General features: G+C 61.1%; 15 protein-coding genes and 1 other RNA gene. 6 read left to right on the top strand and 10 right to left on the bottom strand.

Translation table 11 applies throughout. The features are described from left to right. Positions 1 to 24: 24 nt before the first annotated feature. From BXY39_RS02555 to BXY39_RS02530, 6 genes are all read right to left on the bottom strand, one after another. Complete coding sequence (locus BXY39_RS02555) at positions 25 to 3,672, bottom strand: hydantoinase B/oxoprolinase family protein (protein ID WP_121937257.1); 3,648 nt, start codon at positions 3,670 to 3,672, stop codon at positions 25 to 27. An 80-nt stretch (positions 3,673 to 3,752) separates the two neighbouring features. Further along, positions 3,753 to 4,160, bottom strand: a complete 408-nt coding sequence (locus BXY39_RS02550) for a hypothetical protein (RefSeq protein WP_121937256.1) — start codon at positions 4,158 to 4,160, stop codon at positions 3,753 to 3,755. Positions 4,161 to 4,285: 125 nt separating this feature from the next. Continuing rightward, the gene (locus tag BXY39_RS02545) at positions 4,286 to 5,782 is read right to left on the bottom strand and encodes a type 2 periplasmic-binding domain-containing protein (RefSeq protein ID WP_147453443.1); all 1,497 of its coding nucleotides are present in this window, start codon (positions 5,780 to 5,782) and stop codon (positions 4,286 to 4,288) included. A 263-nt stretch (positions 5,783 to 6,045) separates the two neighbouring features. Continuing rightward, on the bottom strand, positions 6,046 to 8,781 hold the full coding sequence (locus tag BXY39_RS02540; protein ID WP_121937254.1) for a M56 family metallopeptidase: 2,736 nt from the start codon (positions 8,779 to 8,781) through the stop codon (positions 6,046 to 6,048). Further along, positions 8,778 to 9,185 carry a BlaI/MecI/CopY family transcriptional regulator gene (locus tag BXY39_RS02535; protein ID WP_170163569.1) on the bottom strand — a complete coding sequence of 136 codons (408 nt, stop codon included), beginning with the start codon at positions 9,183 to 9,185 and terminating at the stop codon, positions 8,778 to 8,780. The genes BXY39_RS02540 and BXY39_RS02535 overlap by 4 nt, the downstream gene beginning before the upstream one ends. A 106-nt stretch (positions 9,186 to 9,291) precedes the next feature. After that, positions 9,292 to 10,422, bottom strand: coding sequence for a beta-ketoacyl-ACP synthase III (locus tag BXY39_RS02530; protein ID WP_121937252.1), 1,131 nt, complete (start codon positions 10,420 to 10,422; stop codon positions 9,292 to 9,294). Between the two features lie 311 nt (positions 10,423 to 10,733). On the opposite strand from BXY39_RS02530, the gene BXY39_RS02525 reads away from it, so the two are divergent. The 4 genes from BXY39_RS02525 to BXY39_RS02510 all read left to right on the top strand — a co-directional run bounded on the left by BXY39_RS02525 (position 10,734) and on the right by BXY39_RS02510 (position 14,515). Then, positions 10,734 to 11,477, top strand: a complete 744-nt coding sequence (locus tag BXY39_RS02525) for a TerB family tellurite resistance protein (RefSeq protein WP_121937251.1) — start codon at positions 10,734 to 10,736, stop codon at positions 11,475 to 11,477. A gap of 43 nt (positions 11,478 to 11,520) precedes the next feature. After that, complete coding sequence (locus BXY39_RS02520) at positions 11,521 to 12,414, top strand: DMT family transporter (RefSeq protein ID WP_170163568.1); 894 nt, start codon at positions 11,521 to 11,523, stop codon at positions 12,412 to 12,414. 5 nt (positions 12,415 to 12,419) lie between these two features. Further along, positions 12,420 to 13,187 (top strand): peptidoglycan recognition protein family protein, encoded by a 768-nt coding sequence (locus BXY39_RS02515; protein WP_121937701.1) that lies wholly within the window; start codon positions 12,420 to 12,422, stop codon positions 13,185 to 13,187. A gap of 80 nt (positions 13,188 to 13,267) precedes the next feature. Beyond that, a complete protein-coding gene (locus BXY39_RS02510) occupies positions 13,268 to 14,515 on the top strand; it encodes an ATP-binding protein (protein ID WP_121937249.1) in 1,248 nt (415 codons plus the stop codon). A 108-nt stretch (positions 14,516 to 14,623) separates the two neighbouring features. Here BXY39_RS02510 and BXY39_RS02505 read toward each other — a convergent pair whose 3' ends face one another. Both BXY39_RS02505 and BXY39_RS02500 read right to left on the bottom strand, forming a co-directional pair. Further along, the gene (locus BXY39_RS02505) at positions 14,624 to 17,818 is read right to left on the bottom strand and encodes an efflux RND transporter permease subunit (protein ID WP_121937248.1); all 3,195 of its coding nucleotides are present in this window, start codon (positions 17,816 to 17,818) and stop codon (positions 14,624 to 14,626) included. A 34-nt stretch (positions 17,819 to 17,852) separates the two neighbouring features. Beyond that, complete coding sequence (locus BXY39_RS02500) at positions 17,853 to 19,076, bottom strand: efflux RND transporter periplasmic adaptor subunit (protein WP_121937247.1); 1,224 nt, start codon at positions 19,074 to 19,076, stop codon at positions 17,853 to 17,855. A gap of 409 nt (positions 19,077 to 19,485) precedes the next feature. On the opposite strand from BXY39_RS02500, the gene BXY39_RS02495 reads away from it, so the two are divergent. After that, complete coding sequence (locus BXY39_RS02495; RefSeq protein WP_170163567.1) at positions 19,486 to 20,079, top strand: TetR/AcrR family transcriptional regulator; 594 nt, start codon at positions 19,486 to 19,488, stop codon at positions 20,077 to 20,079. A gap of 77 nt (positions 20,080 to 20,156) precedes the next feature. On the opposite strand, the gene BXY39_RS02490 is transcribed toward BXY39_RS02495, so the two are convergent. Beyond that, positions 20,157 to 20,399, bottom strand: a complete 243-nt coding sequence (locus tag BXY39_RS02490) for a hypothetical protein (RefSeq protein WP_121937245.1) — start codon at positions 20,397 to 20,399, stop codon at positions 20,157 to 20,159. 160 nt (positions 20,400 to 20,559) lie between these two features. Between BXY39_RS02490 and rnpB the strand changes: the two genes are divergently transcribed. Beyond that, positions 20,560 to 20,933: RNase P RNA component class A (gene rnpB, locus BXY39_RS02485), an RNA gene on the top strand. Between the two features lie 44 nt (positions 20,934 to 20,977). Here rnpB and BXY39_RS02480 read toward each other — a convergent pair. Beyond that, a complete protein-coding gene (locus tag BXY39_RS02480; RefSeq protein ID WP_121937244.1) occupies positions 20,978 to 21,595 on the bottom strand; it encodes an FMN-binding negative transcriptional regulator in 618 nt (205 codons plus the stop codon). Positions 21,596 to 21,754 lie beyond the last annotated feature (159 nt).

Raw genomic sequence — 21,754 nt, 5'->3', positions numbered from 1 at the left:
TCATTGGCGGCCGGACGGTGGATTTCAGGCCTTGCCATATCCGCCGCCGCCGGGGGTCTCCAGACAGATGGTGTCGCCGGGATCAAGGTCCGTGCTGTCGCTGGCGGCCAGGGTTCGCCGGCTGCCGTCGGCGCGCAGGATCACTGTCCGGCCCGGCAGGCCGGGGGCGCCGCCATTCAGTCCGGGAGGGGCGACCTGGCGATGCGATGAAAGGATCGCCATATGCATGGGCCGGAGAGCCATGATCTGCCTGACCGCGCCGTTGCCCCCATGGCGGTGGCCGCCGCCCCCGCTGTCCGCCCGCACGCCAAAGCGGGTGACGCGTACAGGGTACCGGGTCTCCAGTATTTCCACATCGGTCAGGCGGCTGTTCGTCATATGCGACTGGATGGCGTCCGCACCGTCAAAGTCCGGGCCGGCCCCCGTGCCGCCGGCGACCGTCTCATAATATTGGAACGCATCGGTGCCGAAGGTCAGATTGTTCATGGTGCCCTGGGCGGCGGCCGAGGCATCTGCGGCCAGCAGCAGGGCATTGGTGACGGCCTGGCTGGTTTCCACATTGCCGGCAACCACGGCCGCAGGTGGGGCCGGGTTAAGCAGACAGCCGTCCGGAACCACCAGATCGATGGGAATCAGACAGCCTGCATTCATCGGAATGTCGTACCCCGTCAACACGCGGAAAACGTATAGAACCGCTGCCCGTGTCACGGATAGCGGCGCATTGAAATTATGCGGCCCCGCCGGACTGGTGCCGGTGAAGTCAACGCAAACGCGGCGTTTTTTACGGTCGACCGTGAGAGTGACAGCTATGGTGATGTCCCCGTCCACCGCATAGCGCAGGCGGCCGTCCCGCAGACGGTCAAGAACGCCGCGCACGGCTTCGGCGGCATTTTCCTGAACATGCCCCATATAAGCGCGGGTGGTCTGCAGGCCGAATTCATCAATCAGTGCCTGTAACAGGGCCGCACCGCGTGCGTTGGCGGCGACCTGTGCTTTCAGATCGGCGATATTCTGGTTCACCTGACGGGCTGGGTATGGCCCTTCCCGCAGCCGCGCCCTTATTTCACGTTCCAGAAAACGGCCCTGGCGGACCAGCGGGCTTGGCGGGATGCGGACGCCTTCCTCGTCGATACGGGTGGAAAAGGGCGGCATGGAGCCGGGCGTCAGGCCGCCAATGTCGGCATGATGGCCACGGCTGGCGACGAAAAAGTCCGGCCTGCCGTCATCGTCCCCCAAAAAGACGGGGCTGACGATGGTGACATCGGGCAGATGGGTCCCCCCTTCATACGGATCATTCAGGACAAAACTGTCACCAGGGGTCATCCGGCCAGCGAAAGCACGCAGGATGGCGGCGACGCTGTCGCCCATGCTGCCCAGATGCACGGGCATATGCGGGGCGTTGGCGATCAGATTTCCGGCGGCATCGAACACCGCGCAGGAAAAATCCAGCCTTTCCTTCACATTGACGGAATGCGCCGTCTGCGCCAGCACGCCGCCCATTTCCTCGGCGATGGCCATGAACCGGTTGTTGAACACTTCCAGCAGCACCGGGTCGGGGGCGGTATGCGGGGCGGCCCGACCGGATGTCTCCGACTGTTTCGCTACAGTCCGGTCCAGAAGGATCATGTCGTCATCCGTGCGCGTGGCGGTCCATCCCGGTTCTACTACCGTTGTGCTGCCGTCCTCCACCAGAATGGCCGGGCCGTGGATCGCATGGCCCGGGTTGAGACGTGACCGGTCATAAAATCCGCAATCGTGCCAGGTGCCGTCCATGAAAACGCGCCGTGTATCGAAAGGGGCGGTCTCCGTTCCGGATGCGCTCAGCCGGAAGTGCGTCGCCTCGGATGGTACCGTCATTTCACCCAGAAGGCTGTCGATGATGAGCGGACCTGCCGCGATAAATCCAAAGCGTTCTTGATGGGTTTGACGAAAGGTGGCGGCCATGCGGTCGGGTGTGTCCACGCCGATATCCAGCGGGGTGTCTGTCCCGTCCACCTTGATGCGGGCCAACAGGCGGCATGCGGCCCCTGCCGGATCCAGCCCCTGGGCGGTCAGCTTTTCGCCAAGCCGGCGCATCATGTCGGTCTTTGCCCGCGACAGGCCTGTCGTGTCCGAAAGGGGGCAGATCAGTGTCTGTTCATGGACGACCGTGCGTGGGGCGAGGCCAATGCCCAATGCGGACAGCATGCCGGCAAAAGGCGGTACGATGGCCCGTGTCATGCCCAGCCGGTCGGCGACAAGGCAGGCATGTTGTCCGCCGGCGCCGCCGAAAACCAGCAGGCCATAGTCGCGTACATTGCGGCCGCGAGCCACCGTTACCCGGCGAATGGCGCGGGCCATGTGTTCGACGGCAACCGCCAGAAACCCTTCGGCGACCGCCTCTGGCGGCTGACCTGTTTGGCTGGCATATGGCAGAACAGCCGTCCGGGCGGCCTCCGGGTTCAGGGCGGCGTTGCCCTCGCGGCCGAACAGGTTTGGAAACAGATCCGGTTGCAGCTTGCCCGTCAGGACATTGCAATCCGTCACGGCAAGGGGCCCGCCCCGTCCGTATGACGCCGGGCCGGGCATCGCCCCGGCGGAGGCCGGGCCGACAATCAGGCGTCCATCCATGATCCGGCACAGGGACCCGCCGCCGGCGGCCACAGTATGGATATCGACCATGGGGACGGTCAGTCTGGCGCCGGCGACGCGTGTATCGCTGACCCGCTCCAGCCGGCCGTCATAATGACTGACATCCGTCGAGGTGCCGCCCATGTCAAAGGCGATCAGACGGTCGCAGCCTGCGCGCCGGCCCATGTCCGCCGCGCCGATCAGTCCGCCGGCGGGGCCGGACAGGACGGCATCCTTGCCGCTGAGGGCCGCAGGGGCCGCCAGCCCGCCATTTGACATCATGAAGGACAGCGGCGCACCGTCCAACGCCCGTTCCAGGCCGGATACGTAGTGTTTCAGGACGGGCGACAGATAGGCATCCGCCACGGCGGTGTCGCCTCGCGGTACGAATTTGATCGTGGGACTGACGCGGTGGCTGACGGACACCTGGGTGAAGCCGGCCTTAACCGCGATGTCGGCGGCGCGGGCCTCATGATCCGGAAAGCGGTACCCGTGAACGAAGACGATGGCAACGGCGGTCATGCCGTCCGCCCGTGCCGCCTCCAGTGCATCGCGGCAGGCGGCCTCATCCAGCGGAATAACGGTTTCGCCGCCCGCTCCCATGCGTTCCGGTATTTCCGCGACCGCCTCATAAAGGGGCGCCGGCCGTGTGGGGCTCAATGCGAACAGATCGTCACGGTGTTGCTGTCCGATCAGCAGGGCATCGCCGAACCCCTCGGTTGTCAGCAACAGGGTTTTGGCGCCGTTTCGCTCAAGAAGCGCGTTCGTTGCCACCGTTGTACCGACCTTGACGGCATCGACAAGGCCGGCCGGCAGGGGGGCGGTATCGTCAAGGGCCGTACCGGTGCCGTCCGCCAGCAGGGTGCGGACGGCAAAGGAGACGGCATCGTCATAGCGCGCAGGATCAACGGACAGGAATTTGTGGGCGTGCAGGTTGCCGGACGGGGACCGGACGATGATATCCGTGAAGGTCCCGCCGCGATCCACCCAGAACTGCCAGCCACCCTGCGGCCGTGGCGGCGTGTGCGTTTCGTTTGCCTGTGGCTGATTTTCTGCTGTCATGCGGCCACTTTAACGTCGTGGCAATGACAGACAAGGGGCAGGCCCGCGGCAGGGGGCGTGTCTTCAGCCGTTGGCGTGGATCAGCCCAAATACTCGAACCATTGAAGCGTCAGACAGGTGTCGTTGAAATCCTCATCGGCGCCGTCCTCGCTTATGAAGGTGTATTGCGAATAATAATCCGTGCCGGAATGGCTGATACCGCACTTGTCCCACAGGACCTGTTGCCAGCCGGCACCATTGTTAAGGCCGATCCAAACGGTATAACCGCCGTCACCGGAGGGGTTTGTCTGGAACATGCCCTGTCCGTACTGTGTCGGGGAATGACCGTCAGCGCTGCTGCCGCTGGCTTCGAAAATCACCGTGCCGCCGCTGTCCTTGACCTGAACGAACTGTTGATAGGTTGCCTGGGCGACGGCAGACCAGAAAATCATCTTGCCTTTGGGCAGCGTGATGGCAATGCCATCACCGGTGACGGGTCCGTTGCTCATGGAATGGTCCTTTCGTCTGTTGAAAAGATCGGGGCGGAGGACGGCGGCCGTCCGGATATGAAGAGTTTGGCGGCAGCCGGTTTCCTAAAGGGACTGCGACACGCGGTGCAGTCGGGCCACCGGTCTCACGGCTCGCTTTTACAGACATAGGCGGGGTTCTGCGCTTTCAGTGCGGCGCAGACCTGGGTGCCTATGCTGGTCTGCTGTTCGTCGGTGATGTTGTTGGGAAAGGATGCACCCGTTTCGAAAACCGTGTGGAACTGTGTATACAGGGCATCCTCTTTGACCCAGGGCAGCTCATAAAATGATTTGGTCGCCGTGAGCAAACGCCTGTAGGGGGCATGGTCGTCCAGATCCTGCGACTGGGTGATGAATGTTTTCATCGGGTCCGATGTCATCAGGGCAATAAAGGCCTGTCCGTCAGTCTTGCAGGGATCATCGGCACAGTTGGCGGCACTGCGGACAAAGGCGTCGGTATAGAGCAGAGGGTTGATCGTGTTTCCCCACGGCGTGCCGATCGCCCAAAGCGGCTCCGGACCGCCATAAAGCTTTATATAAAAGGACTGTTCCGAAAAGCCGACATCCGTCTTGGCGCGTCCGGTGGCAAGGACTTGTTCCGTCGTGCCGTTTGCCGCATCATGGTAGGTATCGTCGATACATTTGTTACCGTCGTCGAAATTGCATTTTTCCGTCAGCGTCGTCAGATTGGTGATGACGGTATCGTTTGGCGGCATCTGCAACGCATTGGCGATGGGTGCGTCCGGGAATTGACCCATGTATCCCGAAATATACATGGCCGGCAGCCGCCAGGATCCGTTGAAGTTGCCGACGAGCGGTGTCTGATCTTCGGGCGTGTCGCTCAGAAACACCGACAGACCCTCCAGCGAGGTCACGGCCTTCACGCCTTCCGCGAAGCTGAAGGTGAAATCCATACACAGCCAACTTGGCACGCCGTAAGCCTGATTGCCCCCTGCCGTGACGGCCGCGAGACCGATATCCTGATAATTGTCCAGCGGCATTTCCGTCGGCAGGATCAGATCGCTGTCCGCCAGAAACTGCAGATACAGCATATCGAGTTCCATAATATCGAAACCGTCCGCGCCCAAAAGCCTCGTCAGGCCCTCATAACTGTATATGTCGAGATTGCCGTTTAACACGGCGTTCAGCAGTACATCGGGATTCTCGGTCTGATATGTCTCGATCACATGCTGTACCATGGCGTTGAACGTGCCCCCTGGCAGGTTGGGCAAATAGGGGTACAGTGCGGCATTGAGAACCCGCGACTGTGTGCCTGTGAAGTAAAAATAACCGTCCGGTCCATCCGGGGTGATGGCCATGTGGCTGGTTTTGAGACCACCGCAATCGGCCCAGTCGATGACAGGCTTTTCCTGTTCGTATGACGGGCCGACGACGAAGCTTTTGCCGGCTTCAACCGTGATGGTCCAGTCGAACGGCCAGCCGGTCGCCATGGTATAGCCGTCCACAGAACATGTGATTGCCGCGTCCGAGCTGTTGCGGATCACCAGTGACCCGGCATGCGCGGAAGAGACGGCCATCGTAACGACGGCCAAAACCCCAAAAAGCCTGACCATGTGACCGAGTGCGAATTGTGATGTTGGCATGATTTCCCCCAAACCCCGGTGAAGACACCGGGGCTGTGTCAACGCCATACAGGCGCGTATTCCCGTATATGTAGATATATTGGAAAAAATTATACTTATAAATTGATTAATACAAGCAATAAGTGATTAAAGTCATGCCATTACAACAGGGTGTGGGATGCAATCCCCGGCAAGGAGCAGGCATTATATAAAGAAAGGGCCGCTTGCGCGGCCCATGGGTGAGGGCGGGGCTGATCCCGCCGTGTGTTTCCGGCAAGAGCGTGTCAGCGCCCATTTCCCAGAACGCGTTCGAGTTCTTCGCGGGTATGATCGCTGTCGATGGTTCGAACGGCCTTTTCAAAAGAGGCGCGCATTTTGCCGGTCCGGGGCATCATGCCGGCGACCTGTTGCAGGACCATGCCCTTTTCGTGGTCGCTTTCCATGTTTTGTGTCGACTGAACGAGGGCGATCCAGCCGTCTTCATCGAGCATCCCTTGTGCGATGATCATGCTCAACGCCAGACGCTTTTCATAATTGCTTTCAATACTGTCCGCGGCATGCAGAGCGTTTCGCGTGGTTTCGCCCGAGGTACCGATTTTATGGCTGATCGCGCCGATCAGCAGCCGCAGTTCATAGTCGCTTTCGATCGTAGTGCCCGCAAGGTCGAGAATGTCGCGGACCTGTGCATCGGTCATATTGCTACGCGCAATCATCTGCTCCAGCAGAAGGCGCAGTTCGTAGTCGCTCTCGATTTTTTCGGCGATGCGGATCAAAAGGGCGTTGGTGCGCTCGCTGGGTTCGAAGCGATTAATATAAGCACTGGTCAACAGTCTGAGCTCATAATCGCTCTCGATTTTTTCGGCGGCGCTCAGAATGTCCTCGAAGCTGCTGTCGCTGAGGGACGGCTGGGAGATCAGATGCGTCAGCGCCAGTCTGGTGTCATAGTCGCTTTCCATTTTTCCGATCTGTCCGATAAGACGCTTCAATTCTTTTTCCGTCAGGGTGGCATTGTCGACCAGATGCTGGCTGTAAAGGCGTGTTACATAATCGCTGTCGATTTTTTCCAACTCGTCCAGAACCGCGTCGGTACCGCCCTGGCGGATCAGACTGTCGACCCGTTCGGCCGCGTTGAAACCAGCCTCCCGGCTCAGCGTTATCAGGCTTGAAGTGATCCATTTCCGGGTTCTGCCGTCGATGGGTATCTCAGTGCCGTCTTCGTAATAGCTGAGAGCGAGGGTATCGCTGTCGCGGCTGTTTTCGACCAGAAGGCGCCGCCTGGCCCTGTCGCCGGTGGTTAGCAGTTCGAAGTAACCGCCTGGCGACAGGCCGATGATATTGTCCAGAGCGTCGGACAGTTTGACGTGGCCTTTCCAGTGGACGGACAGGGTATCGTCATGGTCGTCGCCGACAATATTGATCGTACCGGTGACGGGACGCCCATCTTCCATCGTCATATTGCCGACCAGATGCCGCGAAACTTCATATCCGCGTTTGTCGGAAATGGCCCGGTCCGTACCCAACAGGCCGGAAGAGAGAACGAGCGGCCCGCCCTCCGGTGCCGTTTTAGTACCGTCTAAAGATATGGACGGTAGCGGCGGTTCGGGAGTAACGCCCGGAATCGTCACGACTTCAGGGATCAGGACGACACGGGGCGCGGTATGCGGAGGGCTGGCCTGACTGTCAACGCCGGGAACCATCACCACGATTGGCGCTGCGCTTGGATCAGGCTTGGGCAGTGTATCCGCGATCTCGGCATAATCCGGTGCCGCATCACCGGGCAGGGCCGCGGCGATCTGGATACCGGGCAGGCCAAAAGCGATGCCGGCCATCAGGGTGGCAAGCAAGGCTTTGGCCGGGCGGCCCACGGCGTTCTGCTGGCCGTCTTCGGACAATAGCCGTTCTATTCGGTCGGTCAGGATGGTTTTGCGTCCTGTCATGGCAAATCCCCACTGTTGCTGCTGTTTTTCATCGTTTATTTTATAGGCGCAGGCATACAGGGCCTCCGCCACTGCGCGCGGGTCCGCGATCAGGCGCGCGGCCCAGGCGTCAGCCTGCAGTTCCGCCAGATCCGTCAACCGCTTCTCGGCCAGGCGGAACAATGGCTGGAAGAAGAAAATCCGTGTCAGGCATTGCAGGGCGATCAGCATCACCGGATCGCGCCGCACCGTGTGTGCCAGTTCGTGTGCCAGCAGGCTTTTCAGCTCATGGGACGGCAGATCGTCAAAGGCCCAGTCAGGCAGGCAGATTTCCCGGCCTGGCAGACAGATGGGGCTGCCGATCCGGTTCGACCGGCTAAGATAGGGGGCATGCCGGATGCCCGCATCGGCGCATAGCCTGTGAAGCGCTTCGAAAGGGGGCGTGCCGACGGCGATACGCTGACGGGTGCCGAGCTGGCGCGCCGCCAAACCATAGCGCAGCAGCAGAACCGCCAGCCCGAGAGCGATCAGCACCAGTACCCCCGTCATGGCCTGACGGGACCAGGACGTGGAGACGGAACCCCTTTCTTCCGCGGCAGGGCCGGGGGCCGGTATATCCGCCCCCGGCAGTTCGGCCTCGCGCAGTCCGGTCACGGTTGATGACGGAACAGTCCGCAGGGTGGATGGATCCGTATCCGGCAGAAAAACGAACGGTTGCTTGGACAGGCCCTCGCTGTCGGTTTCGGGCCGGGAGTAATTTTCCATGCCGCCTGCGGCGGTCTGTGCTTGTATTGCCGGTGCCATCTCGTCCGGTCCATACTGGTCCGGTGTGAGAATACGGGGGATGTTCCGTGTGACGGGGGTTCGCGTGGCCGTTGTGGCCGGAACCGGAATATCCACCCTTAAAACGGAGGGGGACGGTATCGGTAACAGCAGACAAAGACTGGCCGTGACCGCCAGTTTCCAGCCTGTTTCCGCGATATCAGCGCGCTTGAAAAGATCAAAACGCTCCGCCAGCCAGACACCGCCGAGGATCAGGGTGCTGCCGGCTGCAAACCGCAGAAGCACGGCCAGAACGGCGTATTCCGAGGTCAGCGCGTTCATGTTTCGTCTCCCGGTTTATGGCCGTTCGGCACAGTAGTGTCATGCCGGTCCAACATGGTGCGCACATTGTCCAGTTCGTCCTGATCGATGTCCCCTTCGCGGACCATATGGGCAAGAAGCGCTTTGGGGTCCCCGCCGAACAGCGTTCCCACCAGCGAGCCCAGCATGGAACGGCGGACGTCCTTTTCCGCCACAAGGGGATGGAAGACCCGCTCGCGTCCGACCATTTCAGATGACAGAACGCCTTTTTTTTCCAGCCGGGTCAGCAGGGTGGCCACCGTGGTGTAAGCCGGTGCGCTGTCGCCCAGGGCGGAATGAACCTGACGGGCGGAGCCGCTGCCAAGTCGCCACAGAATGGAGACAAGCGTATATTGCTGATCGCTGAGCCGGGTATCGTGTGTCATGGAGGACTCCATCTACTACAGTTGTCGTATTTACGACATGTGTAGTAGATGGAGTCAAGGAGATAAATCGCCTTTCCGCGATATATCTCCTAAAGTGTTGTTTTGATTACAGTTTCGTTACCAAAAGGCTGCCGACGGAGTAGCCGGCGCCGAAGGAACAGATCAGTCCCCGGTCACCACTCTTCAAATCAGCACGGTGTTCGTGAAAGGCAACAACGGAGCCGGCGCCTGCGGTATTGCCGTATTCGTCCAGCACGGTCGGCGCGTCTTGCGGGGTGGGGGCCCGGTTCAGAAGTTTTTTGGCCGCATACATATTCATGTTGATATTGGCCTGATGCAGCCACATCCGGCTGATATCGTTGACGGTCAGGCCGCTGTCTTCAAGCTGCTCGGAGACGAATTTGGTGACTATGGGCAGCAACTCGCGGAACACCTTGCGGCCTTCCTGCACAAAGAACATGTCGTCCCTGTCCCAGGAGTCGTCCTCAATGCGGGTCAGGGGGCCATAGTGCGAGCGGATGTTGCTGGAAAATTCCGTGTAGGACTTGGTGCCGTCGATCCGCCAGCCTTCGCCGCTGCCGGCCAGGTCGCTGCGTTCCATGACGACCGCCGTGGCAATGTCGCCGAAAATGAAATGGCTGTCACGGTCGCGGTAATTGACCAGTGTGGAAAAGATTTCCGGATTGATCATCAGCACCCGTGTCGCCGTGCCGCTACGGATGGCATTGTAGCCGTTGATCAGGGCAAAGGTGGCGCTGGAACAGCCCATGATCATGTCCCATGCGGTTCCGCGCGTGCCGAGAAAATGCTGCACCTCGATACCAAGCGCCGGAAAATAGCGCTGTTGCAGGGCCGCCGAACAAATGACCAGATCGATATCGTCCGCCTTGCGCCCGGCCTGGTCGAGAGCTTCGCGCGCGGCCTGCATGGCCATGTCGGCCTGGAGCGAGGGTTTGGTGTCGTCGCCGTGCGCGCCTTCAGGGAAATGGGGCATCATCCGGTTGCCGTCCACCACGCCGCTGGTGTCGATCATATGGCGGGCCTTGATGCCTGAAGCCTTTTCGATGAATTCGGCACTGGAATGCTGTTTGGGGGGAAGCAGCCCGGCGTCGATATCGGCCTTATGGGTGGCGTTGTAATCGTCCACATACTGGTTGAAGGCTTCGACCAGTTCCTCATTGCTCAGCCGCGCCGGCGGTACATAAACGCCTGTGCCCGTGATGGTGACATCAACCATGAATCCGTAATGCTCCCTGAACCGTCACTCTGTGTACATATTATGATGCATTGCATCAAAATGGGTGCTCTCTTGGCAAGAGGCAAGACGCTATCGCCTGAAACCGCCGAGGTCCAGCCCTATAGCGTGGCGGGCAAAGCCCCTGCGGTAACAAGTGCACGCCATGCTGTGGCGGATATGTTTCACCCGTCTACGACGGGCGCCGGCCATTATGACCAGTCACCATTGCCAATTACCCTGCCAGTCACCCTTGTCCGGGCGGCATGGATATCTTGTCTGTCAGCAGCATTCTTTTGTGCTAGCAAGTGCCCATGTCCATTTGGGGAAAACTGATCGGCGGTGCGGCCGGGCTTGCCATTGGCGGGCCTATCGGTGCGCTTGTCGGGTTGAGCGTCGGCGCGGCGGTCGATGCGGGCATCGAGCGTGCGCTCGTGCGCGATGACGAGGCCACGCGCAAGCTGGCCTTTACCATCGGTGTGATTGCGCTGGCCGCCAAAATGGCGAAGGCGGACGGCCGTGTCACCCGCGAAGAGGTCGACGCGTTCAAGGCGGTGTTCCGTGTGCCTCCCGACGAAATGGCCAATGTGGGCCGGGTGTTTGACATGGCGCGGCAGCACACGGCCGGATATGAGGCCTATGCCCGCCAACTGGCCGGACTGCTGAAAGACAACCGGACGGTCAAGGCGGATCTGCTGGAGGCCCTGTTCTTCATTGCCAAGGCCGACGGCGAGATACACCCGCGCGAGATTGACTATCTGCGGGATGTGGCGCGTATTTTCGGTTGGGACGATGCGGCCTTTGCCGCCCTGCGGGCCCGTCATATGGCACCCGATCCCGATTGCCCCTATACCATTCTCGGTGTGCCCCATGATATCGGTATGGACGCGCTGCGCAGGCGCTACAGGACGCTGGTGCGGGAAACCCACCCCGACAGACTGATCGCCGAGGGCGTTCCCACGGACCTGATTGCCGTGGCCACCCGCCGCGCCGCCGAAATCAATGCCGCCTATGACAGGATCATGGTCGAGCGTGGTGCGTCCCCCAACACCCGGTAGGTCAAAATCGTGTTCCCCCAGAAACGTGCAGGATGAAACAACGATGTCTTTTGCCGATTTACTTCTTGCCGTGGTCATCAACGCCGTCTGGGGGCTGAACTTTGTCGCCGTCAAATGGGCCGTTGCCGATTTTCCGCCGCTGGTCGCCAACACCATCCGTTTTTTCAGCGTGGTGATTCTCCTTATCCCTTATTTGAAAGTGATCCCCGGCCAAATGAAAGGGATTGCCCGTGTGGCGGTCATACTGGGGGTTTTTCATTTCGGGACGATCTTCTATGCCATGGCGATCGCCGAGGATATCGCACCCGTTGCCATTGTGGCCCAGCTCGGGGTGCCGTTTTCCACAATTCTGGCCGCCATCATGCTGAAGGAAGCGATCGGGTGGCGGCGCGCCATGGGCGTCGCCCTCAGTTTTGCCGGGGTTCTGATCATGGGTTTCGACCCTCGGGTGTTTAACGATCTGGACGCCGTTGTCTGGATGGCCGTGGCAGCGTTCCTGTTCGCCCTGGCTGCCATTTACATGCGACGGATCAGGGATGTGCCGGCCATGACAACGCAGGCCTGGGTCGGGATTGCCGGCATTGCCGGGTCCCTGTCCCTGTCCCTGCTGTTTGAAACCGGGCAGGTCGACGCCGTGCGTCAGGCCGGCTGGCTTGCCTGGGGGGCCGTTCTCTATAGCGGGATCATGTCGTCCATCGTCGGGCATGGGGGTATGAATTATCTGCTGCGCAAATATGAGGTGGCGGTTGTGACCCCCTATTTCCTGACCACGCCGCTGTTCGCCGTGCTGGGCGGTGTTCTGCTTCTGGATGAAACGCTTGGAGGCAGAACCATCGTCGGTGCCGCCGTCACCCTGGTCGGTGTGGGGATTGTTAACCTGAGAATGGCCAAACGCAAGCAGCTGCCCCCGGCCGCGCGGATCGGGGACGCGCCGTGACGGATATGCCCCCTCCGCTGCCGCGTATCATCGACCATCCATCGCCCAGCCATGATGCGCGCCCCACGGATGCAGGCGTCGACATGGTTATTCTGCATTATACCGGCATGCCCACCGGAGAGGCGGCGCTGACGCGTTTGTGCGATCCGTCGGCCAAGGTATCCGCGCATTATCTGATTGAGGAAGACGGCCGGCTGTTCCGTCTGGTGGACGAAGACAGGCGTGCCTGGCATGCCGGTGTTTCCCGCTGGCAGGACTGCGATAATTGCAATCATGTGTCCATCGGGATCGAACTGGTCAATCCGGGGCATGAATTCGGATACCGTCCGTTCCCAAGTCCGCAGATCGATACAGTGCTGGCACTGCTGAGCGATATTCAGGGGCGTTGGTCCGTGCCGGCTTCGCGGTTTGTCGGACATAGCGATGTGGCGCCCGCGCGCAAGGCCGATCCTGGTCCTCTGTTCCCGTGGGACCGTCTGGCGCGGCATGGATTCGGCCTGTGGTCGGCGCGGGACGGCGCGGACCCCACCCCGCTTGCCCGGACGGGAGACCGGGGTGCGCAGGTTGCCGCAATGCAGGAACGTCTTGGCGCGCTGGGCTACGGTCTGAAACCGTCAGGCCTTTATGATCATGAAACCGAGGCCGTGGTGCGGGCGTTTCAGATGCATTGGCGGCCAAATTCGGTGACAGGGGTTTTCGATCGCGGCAGCGGCATTATCTTGAAAGATGTTCTTGATCGGGCGCAAGTCCGGGGCGGAACGGGACAGTTTTGATACCAGACCTTGGCTTGATAACAGACCCGGACCGTTGGTCCGGGCCGAGAGATAAACCATATGACGGGTTGGAGAAGTGTATGACACGCAAGTCCGCGTTTGTGGGGGTATTGCTGGCGGGTGCGGTGATGACGGTGGCGGGGCCGGCCATGGCCCAGCAGAATGGCGTCAGCCAGTCGCATCGGCCGAACGGGGCCACCCAGGCCTGCCTGTCGGCACCGAGTGCTGACTGTGCCATCTCAGCGGCGCTTGAGACGGTGATCAATGAAGAATCCGGCCTGGAAAAAGCCAAAATTCTGGTTGGTGTTGCCCGGTCCCTTCTGGACGGAGGCGATTCCGAGCGCGCCGCCGCCACCCTGATGCTGGCGCTGGAAGAGGCCCGGTCCGTGGGACTGAGCCTGGTGACACAGGAAAAAATCAAATCCATCGCGCCGCTTGTCGCCCGTACCGGCGATGGGCGGATGGCACTGGCGCTTGCCGAAGAAATCCAGATCCAGACCGTGCGTGACCGGGTTTATCTGGATATTGCCACGGAGAACGCGGCACGCGGCGCAGCGGAGGATGCAAGAAACACCCTGGCACTGGTCAGCTCCGACAGCCGGGCCAAATGGCGCGAACTTGTCTTTTTCGCCCGGCAACCGTCCGAATTCGGCGGGGCGGCGGCTGTCGCCGGATACCGTACGTGGGTGGGTGGTCTGGAACGGCCCGAAGACCGTTATCGCGGCCTGTCCCTTTTGGCGGCGGCCCAACACCGTCTGGGCGATCTGGCGTCGCGCGATGCCCTGTTGCTTGAGGGCGATGAGCTGTTCGGTGCCATACTGGGCCTGAACCAGAGGGCGGCTGCGGCGGTTGAAAGGCTGCGTGCCTTTTTCGAGGCAGGGCTGGACGGTGAAATTTTCGCCGGTGCTTACCGTCAGGCACTGCTGCATGGCGGCAGGGTGCGGTCCTCGCAGGCATTGGCCGATTTTGTCGAGCGCATCGGCCCGGTCGAGGCCGCAACGGGCGAAATCGCCGAGGCACTCGCCCGGGCGGAGGTTTTCGGTGAACTGGCGCCCCGCGCCCGCTATCTTGCCAGTCTGAATGTGCGCGGCAGTGCCGGCGCGGTTACGCAGGAACAGGGCGCGGCCCTGCGTGGTGGGTACCAGGCCCTGATGGCGGACCTCGGCGATATCGAAAGTGCTTATGAGCGGGACCAGATCCGTCTGGCGCTTCTGGAAGGCGCCCTTGTCAATCGTGACGACGCGGCGGCCCGTGATATTGTCGGCAAGCTTGAGGATGACGACAATCAGGCGCTGGGTCTGGCATTGATGGCGCCTTTGTTGAACTAAAGGCAGAATCCGACTTTTGGCATTGTTGACAAGGGGCGTGGTTCTGAGCAATCCACGCCCCTTTTCCTGATCGATCAGGCCCGTTCACGCCAAATCACCGAACAGCCGTCAAGACTTTGCGCCCGATGGGGGCGGGACCGCCGGTCGGGCCGCACCGGGAGAACCGGCGGTGCCTTGTGGCGGGACTGCGGGTTTTTGACCGGCAGGGGCCGTGACGGCGCGCCGCCGTGTCAGCCACAAAAAGGCGGCCGGTGCGAAATAAAAACTGACGATCATCGACAGGAAGGCCCCGCCGGCGATCGCGACGGCAAAGGGTGGCCAGAAAGCGCCGCCCGCCAGGATCAGCGGCATGAACCCCCCGACCGTGGTGATGGTTGTGGACAGGATGTGCCGCCCCGTCTTCATCACGCCGGCGATGACCGTGTCGGCGTCACCGGCGCGCGCGCCGGGCAGTCCGCGCAATTCGGACAGGATGACGATGGCCGCATTGATGGCCAGCCCGATCAGGCCCATCAGCCCTATGATGACGACAAAGCTCAAGGGATAGTCGAACACCCACAGCGAAAACAGCCCGAGCCCGGCAGCCTGGGTCGCAGCGGCAAAGGTCACGAAGGCCATGCGGAAGCTGTTGAAGGTCAGAACGATTGCCAGCAGCATCAGAACAATCAGCAAGCCGACAGTCCCGAACAGCTTGCCGAGCGCTTCGTCCCGCTCCGCGCTTTCGCCGCCGAACTCGATCCTGTAGCCGGGCGGCACAATGATGTCGGCCTGTGCCAGTGCGGCTTGCAGGGCATCGAAAGCGGTCTGCGGCAGGATGCCGAAATCCAGATAGGCCTGCACGGTGTTCATGCGTTCGCTGTCCAGACGTGGAATGGCGCCGACCTTGGTTGTCAGTTCCACATCGGCGATGGCCGATATGGGCAGGTCGGCAAAGGACCGATCCGCTTCCAGCGCGCGGGCGGGGCCCATCAGATTCATATCGGCAATGGCGCCGATATCCCGCCGGCGGTCGCGGTCCAGGATCAGACGCACGGGGACTTCCTGTGTTTCCTCGATCACATGGGTGGCGACGATGCCGTTGGTCAGGGCCTGAAGCTGGCTTTCCACCTGGGCCAGTGACAGGCCGGCCACCGATACGTCATCTTCGCGCGCCACAACCGAGACCATGGGGCGTCCGGCCTTCAACGTGGTCCGGGTGAAGGTGACGTGGGGCAGGCGACTGACGATGCTGCGCAAGTCGTCGCCGATTTCTTCCAGAACACGCAGGTCCGGGCCGATGATACGGACCTCCAGCGGTGCCTGAATGGGCGGGCCGGTCCCGAATTCGCGCACCAGCACCATGGCTTCGGGCACCAGCAGGGTCAGTTCCTCTTGCAGGCGGGGCACCAGTTTCGGAACGTCCGAGAAACTGTCAACGGTGATGACGGTCTCGGCAATGGACACGACACCGTCGTTGGAGGCGAACATGTTGTAATAAAATTTTGCCGGACGTGACCCGATAAACCAGTGACTGGACCGCAGCGCCGGCTCCTGCTGGAGACGCGCCTGGATGCGTTCCACGGCGCCGCGCGTTTCCTCGATCGCGCTTTGCGCCGGCATGAACAGCTGGATGCGAAACTGGTTCCGGTCACTGATGGGGAAAAACTGCTCGGTCAACTGACCGGCGAGAACGAAGCCGAAAAGCGGAATGCCCATGGCGACGATCATGGACCGCAGCGGTCGTCGCACCGACCATTCCAGCGACCGGCGAAAACGGTCCGCCAGCCAGCGGCCTTCAATCCCGTCCCGCCACCAGAGACGCCGGCGCGTATCGTTTTCCGCCACCTTGCGGCCTTCGACCAGTCTGCCCGCGACCGCGGATATAATGGTAAAGGCGATGACATAGGATGCGATGAGAGAGGCGATCACGGCCGCCGGGACACCGATCATGAAGTCGCCGGCATTGCCCGGCATCAGGATCAGCGGCATGAAGGCGATAATGGTCGTCACCGTACTGCCGGCCAGCGGCAGCCACAGTTTGCGCACGGTTTTGGCGACGGCGACTGACCGGCGCTCGCCTTTCAGGCGGCGTTGTTGAATTTCATCCGTGATGACAATGGCATTGTCCACCATGATCCCGAGAGCCACGATCAGACCGGTGACAAGGACCTGTTCGATCCTCAGCCCCATGATATTGGTGATCGCCAGAGCCGCCAGCAGGGTCAGCGGCAGGATGGATGCCGCCACCACCGACGCCCGGTAGCCCAGTGACACCATCAGGACCGAAACCACGACCAGCGCACCGACGGCCAGGTTGCCCATCAGATCATTCAGACGGGCATCGGCATAGTCACGCTGGTCGAAAATCCGCTCCAGTGTGATGGACGACGGCAGGGTCGCCTCAAAATCCCGCATCAGCCGGTCAACCTGCATGGACCAGGCGTCAATCCGGTTGTCCTGAAACATCCGGGCAGCCACGACGACGCCGTAATAGCCGTCCAGATAGGTCAGACGGCCGGGCGGGTCCTCGAAAGCCCGTTCGACCGTTGCCACGTCACCGATGCGCAGGCTGGCGCCGCGTTCGTCAAAATCCAGGGGAATACGGCGGATCCGTGCCAGACTGTCCAAGGCACCTGATACTTCCACCACCATGCGGTTGCGGCTGTCGGATACAACGCCGGCCGCGCTGCGGGCATCCGATCCCTGAACCCTTTGCGCCACGGTATCGATGGACAGGCCGTGGGCGGCCAGGGCCGCATCATCGAGATTGACGCGGATTTCCTCCTGCGGCAGGCCGAGCACATCGACAAAATCCGTACCCGCGAGATTGCGTAGGCGGCTTTCCAATTCCCGCGCGTGACGTCCCAGAATGGCATAGTTGATAGGACTTTCAGCCCGCCAGGTCAGGGCCAGAATGGCGGAATGGGCGTAAATACGCGTATCCGAAAAGTCGGGTGCACCGGCCCCTTCCGGCAGGTCAGTGACCTCCGCGACCTTGTCGCGCAGGCGCGCGGTGATCGGTTTGGCGTCATCGACGCGGTCTTCCAGTTCAATGGATATGAAGGAAATGCCGGGTCTGGATGTGCTGCGGATTTCCTTGACCTCGGCGATTTCGCGCATCTTGCGTTCAAGCTTCTCCGTGACCTCGGCCTCGACCCGCTCGGCGTCGGCGCCGGGGTAAAAGGTGGTGACCTGCACGATGCGGCTTTCCATATGGGGATCTTCCAGCCGCGGCATGTTGAAAAAGGCGTTCAGCCCGGCGGTCAGGATCAGCAGCAGGATCAGCCAGACGACACGGGGATGATTATAAAGAGAACCTTGCATCGGACTGTCTTTCACACGTGTGGGGCCGGCGCTGTCAGCCTATGGAGGCCGGGCTGTCGTCCAGAATGGTCACGCGCTGGCCCGGTGCCAGACGGTCAATGCCGTCGGCAATGATCCGGTCGCCGCCGGACAGGGTGCCGGTGACAAAGACACGATCGCCGTCCGTGTGCAGGATCTGTACGTTTTCAAAGCGCACATGCGGGCCGTCGGGACCGTCGGTGACCTTGTAAACACGCCACAGGCCGCGCACATCGGCCGACAGGCTTCTCAGCGGTATCCACGCGCCACCGGCTTCATGCCAGTTGCGGACAATGGCGGTGACCAGCTCGCCGCGGGTGATGCCGCTGCCCGGCAGGTCGAACGTTGCCATCATGGTGCGGGTTTCCCCAGTAATGACGGGAACAATGGCTTTCAATGTTGCCGTTTCGATGGGCTTGCGTCTGCCGTTATAAAGGGCAATAGGCATACCGGAGCGCACAGCCGCCGCGATATCGGGGGGCAGGCCGATCTGCGCTTCCATCACACCGTCTTCAATCAGTTCCAGAATGGCACTGCCGGCGGCGGTCACCGTGCCTTCGTCGGCCATGCGGGCGGTGATCGTACCGTCAAAAGGTGCGCGAATACGCGATTTTTCCAGATCCACATCCAGGGCCCCGATGGTCGCGGCGAGCCGTCCCAGACGTGCTTTCAGCGCGGTTGCGTTGGCCTCGGCTTCGTCCAGGCGCTGGGCGGAGGCATGACCGCGTGCGTGCGTCTCGCGCACGCGGTTCAGTGTGCGCTCTGCGAGCGCGAGGTTGGCTGCCGCTTCATCCCGTTCCGCGCGAACCTCGGCCAGGCGCGCATGCAGGCGGGCCGTGTCCAGCTCGGCCAGCAGATCGCCCCCTTTAACGCGGTCGCCCTGATCCACATGGACACGGGCAAGGGTGCCGGCCAGCTCAAAGGACATGGGGCTGGTGCGCGCGGCTATGGCGCGTCCCGTAAAACTGCGGCGGGCATAATAGCCGGGGGCAAGTTCGACCGTGACCGTCCGCACGGGCAGGGCGCGGCTGGCCCCGATTGGATCAAAACCCTTTGGGATATCCTGTCCGGACTGGGCGCTGAGACGGAGGGCGAGAATGGCCAGAATGACGCCCACACCCGCCACCGCGAGAACAAGGCGAAGTGCACCGCTGCCCGTCAGCCGGACACGGCCCAATACGTATTCTGTCAGGTCCCGATTGGCGAGACCCGTGCCCGTCGGAGGGGTATGCGATGGCATAAGCCGTTTCCTTAGATTGCGAAGCTGCCGTCAGGCCATTGCGGCCAGCGCGCCGTCTACTCCAAACACCATATCGTCATCCGCCGGCCACCCGAGGGATACGCTGGCAAGACGGGCGTTGCGGATATATCGATTTGCCCGAGAGTATCCATACACTTTCTGGACTGATCAGTCCAGTAATTATTCATTGTTCATTGCCGGGAAACGTGGCATAGTCATCAAAGTGACAGAAAAATGACAACACGTCCGAGAATAAAGTGTTGTTTCATAGGGCTTTGGGCAGAAGGAAAGGGCCAGTCTAGTGGCGGATACGGCGGTAGCCATAATGCAGGATACCGCAGCCGAAGGGGCGGTTGCGCATCAGGTAGGGAACGAGACAAAAAATCAGGGCAGGGGGCGTCCACGATGTGTGGAAAAGAATCAGGCCATACTTGAGGCAGCGACCGCATTGTTTCTGGAGAACGGGTTCGACGGCACCAGCATGGATGAGGTGGCACGCCGGGCCGGTGTTTCAAAACAGACTGTTTACAGTCACTTCGCCGGTAAGGAACAGCTGTTCGCGGCATCCACCCGCGCCAAGATCGAAGAGCATTACCCGGAAAATGTACTCAGCCGTGTCGGTGCCCATTCTCTTGAAAGCGATTTGAGAACAGTTTCCGACCATATCGCCGAACTGATGTTGGGCGAAGAGGCCATCGCCATGTTCCGCCTGTTGGTGGAACGCGGCGGCAAGGGCCCCGATCTGGCCGAGCTGTTCTGGCAGTCCGGCCCGCTGGACATGCTTGACAGTCTGAAAGCGTTTCTCGGCCAGTGGTGTGAACGGGGCGAGCTGGACATTCCCGATCTTGAACTGGCCGCCATGCAGCTTGTCAGTCTGTTGAAAGGGGGGCTCCATTACCGCCTCGCCATCGGGCTGGTTGACAGGGTGGACCGTGCCACGCTTGATGCCCATGTGACAAACTGCATCGATGCATTTTTGAAGCTGTATAAGTCCGGGCGCTGAACGGTTCTCTTGCTAAACGGACCGGCTGCTGAACGTTCTGGTGCCCAGGCGCCTTTCAGGTGCGGACGGCGTGACGCTCAGGTGCCTGAGCCGGACGTGTCCTCCGTTCCGGATCCGTCTTTTGAGGCCATGCCCGGCCCTTCCAGGGGGATCGACGAATAGCGTGCATTGGCCGTATCGCCGCTTAACGTATTGGGCAGTGTTTCGACCTGTAACCGGGTCGCCGGGCCGAGACGGGTGTCGAAGATGATTTCGTCACCGCCGCCACCGCACGCGGCAAGCCCCAGGCTGGTGAAAACGAGCAGGCTGGATTTTTTCATGGATTCGTCACTCCGGCGAAATGTGGGCGGAGACTGCCGCAAAGCTTCGCCGGGATCAATAGCCGATCGCTGGAAAGCATGTTCGGTATGTAATGCGCCGTTGCGGTATGCATCGCGCAAACCTTGACCATGCCGCCCGGCAATGCCTTATATGGAACAGGCAGATGGCCGGATGGCCGCCGCCGCCCCATGGGCGGGGGAGGAAAGTCCGGGCTCCACGGAAACACGGTGCCGGTTAACGGCCGGCGAAGGCGACTTCAGGGACAGTGCCACAGAAAGCAAACCGCCTGTCTTGCGGCAGGTAAGGGTGAAAGGGTGCGGTAAGAGCGCACCGCGCCCCTGGTAACAGGGGTGGCAGGGTAAACCCCACCGGGAGCAAAACCAATAGGGATGGTTGCTGGCAACAGCAGGCGGGTTTCCGCGCCACCGTCCGGGTCGGTTGCTTGAGCCTGTCGGCAACGGCAGGCCTAGAGGAATGGCCATCCATCCGCGCCATGCGGAGGACAGAACCCGGCTTACAGGCCATCTGCTTCCTTATATTCCGGCATATGCCGACGGCATGCCCTGCCGCCCGCCTGTCAGTCGGCTTCGCGCATCAACAGGGCCAGATCCTTCACCGACAGGCCAATTCCGGTTTCGGCAATGCCATGCGCGGCGTACTTGCGTGCATTGCTCTTTTTATTCTGGCTCAGCTTCCATGTGGCGTCGATTTTGCTCACGGCCAGACGGCAGGCTGTGATGGACCGCATCATGCGTTCCATCAGGCCTTGTGTCATTTTCCCCGATGTCCATGGCGGCTTTGGGATCAGCCGTTTTTCAAAATGTGCTGACAGACGGTCCAGAAGCGGCGCCAGAGCGTCATCCGGGAGGCAGCCTGCCTCTCCCTCGATGCGCACGGCAATATAGTTCCATGTCGGGACCTGATCTTTCAGGTCATACCAGTCGGGAGAGACATAGCTGTCCGGTCCATTGACCAGGAAGACGGCTTTTTTGGGTGTTGTGAGAGCCTCTGCCATCGGATTTGACCGGACCAGATGGAAATCAAGGTGAGACCCGTCATGCGACAGGAGGGCAGGGATGCAGGATGTCATGGGGCCGTTTTCGCCGTTGATGGCAAGCGTGCCGAAGGCGCGGTCGCGTACGAATGCGATGTTGCGATCGTTGGTAGCCCTGCGAAACGTTCGGTTCGGATGCATGACGGTATCTGTTTGGCCAATCCTTGGGTGGAACTGAATAAACCGGTACAGCCATCATGTCACGGCATGATGGCGGCAGTGAAACGGTATTCTTTTCAACAAAGTATGTTGGCTGTCCGACCATTCCATCCGGCCTGCCCCCTGCTGAATTTATAAAGA

This window comes from Eilatimonas milleporae, assembly GCF_003688555.1.
Classification (GTDB): Bacteria; Pseudomonadota; Alphaproteobacteria; order Sphingomonadales; family Kordiimonadaceae; genus Eilatimonas; species Eilatimonas milleporae.
The sequence above is the reverse complement of the archived record's forward strand: the minus strand, read 5'-3'. Positions and strand labels throughout refer to the sequence as shown.